The organism is Dietzia sp. DQ11-38-2 (assembly GCF_014145055.1).
Classification (GTDB): domain Bacteria; phylum Actinomycetota; class Actinomycetes; order Mycobacteriales; family Mycobacteriaceae; genus Dietzia.
The window spans coordinates 1-4,862 of the sequence record NZ_JAALDW010000218.1 but is presented as its reverse complement, the minus strand read 5'-3'; the positions used below and the strand labels follow the sequence as shown (position 1 = coordinate 4,862).

Genomic DNA, 4,862 nt, shown 5'->3' with positions numbered 1-4,862 from the left:
GAGCCACGATCGGGTGATCTACACCTCGGCATCCGTGCGCTGAGCAGGGCCCGGGTCCCGGTACACCGAGAACCACGACGTCAGGAGAACCGATGACGAACCTCACCCACGTTGTCCACCCCGATTCGGAGGCGCTGGCCTCGGCGGCGGCCCGGGCCGCCGCGGAGCTCCTCTCGGCGCGTATCGCCGCCGCCGGCCGGGCCACCCTGTCCCTCACCGGGGGGTCGGTCGGGATCACGACCGCGGCCGCCCTCGCCGGGGAGACCGTGGACTGGGACCGGGTCACGATCTACTTCGGGGACGAGCGCTTCGTTGCCGCCGACCACCCGGAACGTAACGATGGCCAGTTGGACGAGGCCCTGCTCGACTCCCTGGGGGACCGTCCGACGGTGCACCGCTGGCCCGCGCGGACCGCCCAGGAGGACGATGTCGACGCCGCCGCCGCCCGCTTCCTCGAGGCACTCGACGTCCCCGACGGCGAACAGCCGATCTTCGACGTGACCATTCTGGGAATGGGTCCGGAGGGCCACGTCGACTCGATCTTCCCGCACACCCCCGCGGTCGCCGAGACTGAGCGGTTGGTCGTCGGGGTCCGTGACTGCCCCAAGCCTCCTCCCGAGCGGCTGACGTTCACCCTCCCCGCGGTTCGCCGCTCGCGGCACGTGCTGGTGATCGCCGCGGGAGAGGGCAAGGCGGAGGCCGTCGCGAAGGGGCTCGGCGGCGCGTCACCGTCGGACTGGCCGGTGGCCGGCGCGGTGGGTGCCGAGTCCACGACCTATCACCTGGACGACGGCGCGGCGTCGGCCCTGGACTGATCCTCGGGTTCCAGCGACGACCGGGCTCAGCGACGATCGGGCTCAGCGACGACGGGGTGCGCTCCTCCTCGTGGAGGGCGCACCCCGTGTGGCCGCGCCGTGTGGCGCGCGGGTCGGACGACGTCAGCCGAAGCGGACCAGGAGACCGACTGCGACGATCGCGATGAGCCAGAGGATGGCGACGACCACGGTCACGCGGTCGAGGTTGCGCTCCACCACGCTCGACCCGGAGAGGCTGGACTGGACCCCGCCGCCGAACAGCGAGGACAGGCCGCCTCCCTTACCGCGGTGCAGCAGGATGAACAGCATCAACAGCAGGCTGGTGGCGAGGAGGAAGATGTCCAGGGCGAGCTTCATGTACGGATCGGGCCTTACGTCGGTTCGGGGTGGTCGGAGGACGACTGGTCCAGACTACCCGCTGGCATCTCCAGGGTGAATCCGGGCGCGCCGCCGGGCTCAGGGCAGCGGGCCGCCCGCGGCGATGGCGGACAACTGGGCGAACTCGTCGGGCTTGAGCGACGACCCGCCCACGAGACCGCCGTCGACGTCGGGCTGCTCGAGGAGCTCACCGACGGTGGAGGCGTTGACGCTGCCGCCGTAGAGCACACGCATCTGATCCGCGGTCCCGGGATCGGACAGCTCGGCCAGTGCCGCGCGGATGGCCGCGCAGACCTCCTGCGCGTCCTCGGCCGAGGCGGTCTTGCCCGTCCCGATGGCCCACACGGGTTCGTAGGCGATGACGGTGGAGGCGAGCTGCTCGGTGCTCAGGCCCGCCAGTGATCCCTTGAGCTGCTCCACGACCACGCCGACATGGTCGCCGGCCTCGCGGATCTCCAGCTTCTCCCCCACGCAGACGATCGGGCTCAGGCCGTGCCTGTGGCACGCGGCGGCCTTGGCGGCCACCAACTCGTCGGTCTCGGAATGGTACTCGCGCCGCTCGGAGTGCCCCACCACGACGTAGGTGCACCCCAGCTTCGCGAGCATCCCCGCCGAGATCTCACCGGTGTACGCGCCGGACTCGTGGACCGACACGTCCTGTGCACCGTAGGCGAATCCGAGCTTGTCCCCCTCGATGACGATCTGGACGCCGCGGATGTCGGTGAACGGGGGGATGAAGGCCACCTCCACCTTCTCGAGGTACTTCTCGGGCAGGGCGAAGGCCACCTTCTGGACGAGGGCGATCGCCTCGAGGTGGTTGAGATTCATCTTCCAGTTTCCGGCGATGAGCGGGGTGCGTGCCATGTTCTCTCCTGTGCGTAGGCGGTAGCGGATCAGTTGCTGCGTTCGAGGGCGGTGACCCCCGGGAGCTCCTTGCCCTCGAGATACTCGAGTGAGGCCCCGCCCCCTGTCGAGATGTGGGAGAAGTTCTCCTCGCCGAGTCCGAGTGTCCGGACGGCCGCGGCGGAGTCGCCGCCCCCCACCACGGAGAACGCACCGTCACGGGTGGCGGCGATGATCGCCTCGGCGACGCCCCGGGTGCCGGCCGAGAACGCCTCGAACTCGAACACCCCCATCGGGCCGTTCCAGAAGATGGTCTTGGCGGCGGACAGCTTCTCGGTGAACAGGGCCACGGACGCCGGTCCGATGTCGAGTCCCATCGTGCCGTCGGGGATCGCGTCGGTCGGCACCGTGGTGTGCCCGGCGTCGGCGGCGAACCCGTCGGCCGCCACCACGTCGACCGGCAGGGTGATCACGTCGGCGAACCTGTCGAGCAGGTCCTTGCAGGTGTCGATCATCTCCTCCTGGAGGAGAGAGGATCCGACGCCGTGCCCCTGGGCGGCGAGGAAGGTGAAGCACATGCCGCCACCGATGACCAGCGTGTCGACCTTGGGGGCGAGCGCCTCGATCACCGCGAGCTTGTCCGAGACCTTGGACCCGCCGAGGACCACGGCGTAGGGGCGCGCGGTGTCGCCCGTCAGGCCGGCGAGGACCTCGACCTCGCTCTGCACCAGATCACCGGCGTAGGCGGGGAGGACCTCGGCGATGTCACAGACCGAGGCCTGCGCGCGATGGACCACACCGAACCCGTTGGAGACGAACGCCCCGTCCTCGCCGACGAGGCTCGCCAGGTCCGCCGCCAGCGCGGCACGCTCCGCGGGGTCCTTGCTTGTCTCCCGCGGGTCGAAGCGGATGTTCTCGATCAGGAGCACGTCGCCGTCGGTCAGTCCGTTGGCGCGCTCACGGGCATCGGGGCCCACCACGTCACCTGCCAGCTGAACGTATCGACCGAGCTCCTCGCCCAGCTTCTCCGCGACAGGGGCCAGGGAGAGCGCGGGATCCGGCTCACCCTTCGGCCGACCGAGGTGAGCCGTGATCACCAGCGCGGCACCGGCGTCGAGCAACGCGTTCAGAGTGGGCAGTGAGGCCGATATGCGGCCGGAGTCGGTGATGGTCGATCCGTCGAGCGGGACGTTGAGGTCGCAGCGGACGAGGATCTTGCGACCTTCGACGCCGGTGTCCAGCAGGTCGTGGAGGGTGCGCACTGCCATGGGGTGGGGCTCCTGTCGGGTGGACGGTGATGGTGTGGTCCGGATGCGGTGGCGCGGTCCGGATGCGGTGGTGAGGACTCATGTACAGCGGGCCCGGCCGGGGGACGCTCTGGGCGTTCCCGGACCGGGCCCGGTGTGGTGCTGGGTCGTCAGGCCCGAGGGCTCTTACAGCGACTTGCCGACCAGGCCGACGAGGTCGGCGAGGCGGTTGGAGTAGCCCCACTCGTTGTCGTACCAGGAGGCGATCTTGATCTGACCGTCGATGGCCTTGGTCAACTGGGCGTCGAAGATCGAGGAGTGCGGGTCGGTCACGATGTCCGACGAGACGATCGGGTCCTCGGTGTACTTGAGGATCCCCTTCATCGGACCCTCGGCGGCCGCCTTGATCGCGGCGTTGACCTCCTCGACGGAGGCCTTCTTCTCGAGCTCGACGGTGAGGTCGGTGAGCGAGCCGGTGGGCAGCGGGACCCGCACGGCGTACCCGTCGAACTTGCCCTTGAGCTCGGGCAGGACCAGCGAGACGGCCTTGGCGGCGCCCGTGGAGGTGGGCACCATGTTGATCCCGGCGGCACGGGCACGACGCGGGTCCTTGTGGGGGGCGTCCTGGAGGTTCTGGTCCTGGGTGTAGGCGTGGATCGTGGTCATGAGTCCCTTGACGATCCCGAACTCGTCGGACAGGACCTTGGCCACCGGCGCGAGACAGTTGGTCGTGCAGGACGCGTTGGAGATGATCGTCTGCGAGCCGTCGTACTGGTCGTCGTTGACACCCATGACGATCGTGATGTCCTCGCCCGAGGCCGGAGCGGAGATGATGACCTTCTTCGCGCCGCCCTCGAGGTGACCGCGGGCCTTCTCGGCGGAGGTGAAGATGCCGGTGGACTCCACCACGACGTCGACGTCGTAGTCGCCCCACGGCACGGCGGAGGGGCCTTCCTTGACCGCGAGCGCGCCCATCCTGGCCCCACCGACCGTGATGGATTCGTCGTCGAACGTCACGTCCTTGCCGAGGCGACCGAGGATGGAGTCGTACTTGAGCAGATGAGCGAGCATGTCGTTCGTGGTGAGGTCGTTGACGGCCACGATCTCGATATCCGTCTTGCCCTCGGCCTTCAGCGCCTCCACCGCGCGGTAGAAGTTGCGGCCGATACGTCCGAATCCGTTGATGCCTACGCGCACGGTCACGTGATGTCTCCTTATAGGTGGTGCGAGAAAGAACCTCGAGGGGCGCCGGTGGTGCCCGGGGCGTGACCCAGACTACCCGCCCCAGGTGGGGGCTGTGCAGGGTCCACAGGCCGCGGATCAGTCTTCGTCGAGCATGTCCTCGGTCACGACGGATTCGGTGTCCGGGATACCCAGATCGGCCGCTTTGCGGTCGGCCATGGACAACAGACGGCGGATCCGACCGGCCACCGCGTCCTTGGTCATCGGGGGGTCGGCGAGCTGGCCCAGTTCCTCGAGGGAGGACTGACGGTGTTGGACGCGCAGCTCGCCCGCGGCCAGCAGGTGGTCGGGCACGTCCTCGGCCAGGATCTCGAGCGCTCGCTGGACGCGGGCGGCC

General features: G+C 69.2%; 6 protein-coding genes. 1 reads left to right on the top strand and 5 read right to left on the bottom strand.

What is annotated here, in order from left to right; all coding sequences use genetic code 11:
- Window positions 1-92: 92 nt before the first annotated feature.
- Window positions 93-815, top strand: coding sequence for a 6-phosphogluconolactonase (gene pgl, locus G6026_RS07975; protein ID WP_182612854.1), 723 nt, complete (start codon window positions 93-95; stop codon window positions 813-815).
- A 123-nt stretch (window positions 816-938) separates the two neighbouring features.
- On the opposite strand, the gene secG is transcribed toward pgl, so the two are convergent.
- The 5 genes from secG to whiA form a co-directional block, all read right to left on the bottom strand.
- Window positions 939-1,172 carry a preprotein translocase subunit SecG gene (gene secG / locus G6026_RS07970; RefSeq protein ID WP_017836820.1) on the bottom strand — a complete coding sequence of 78 codons (234 nt, stop codon included), beginning with the start codon at window positions 1,170-1,172 and terminating at the stop codon, window positions 939-941.
- 99 nt (window positions 1,173-1,271) lie between these two features.
- Complete coding sequence (tpiA, locus tag G6026_RS07965; protein WP_107756507.1) at window positions 1,272-2,057, bottom strand: triose-phosphate isomerase; 786 nt, start codon at window positions 2,055-2,057, stop codon at window positions 1,272-1,274.
- Window positions 2,058-2,086: 29 nt separating this feature from the next.
- Window positions 2,087-3,304, bottom strand: a complete 1,218-nt coding sequence (locus tag G6026_RS07960) for a phosphoglycerate kinase (RefSeq protein ID WP_107756508.1) — start codon at window positions 3,302-3,304, stop codon at window positions 2,087-2,089.
- Window positions 3,305-3,469: 165 nt separating this feature from the next.
- A complete protein-coding gene (gene gap, locus G6026_RS07955; protein WP_107756509.1) occupies window positions 3,470-4,486 on the bottom strand; it encodes a type I glyceraldehyde-3-phosphate dehydrogenase in 1,017 nt (338 codons plus the stop codon).
- 117 nt (window positions 4,487-4,603) lie between these two features.
- Window positions 4,604-4,862, bottom strand: a 259-nt coding sequence (gene whiA / locus G6026_RS07950; RefSeq protein WP_182612853.1) for a DNA-binding protein WhiA, incomplete at its 5' end; no start/stop codon positions are given.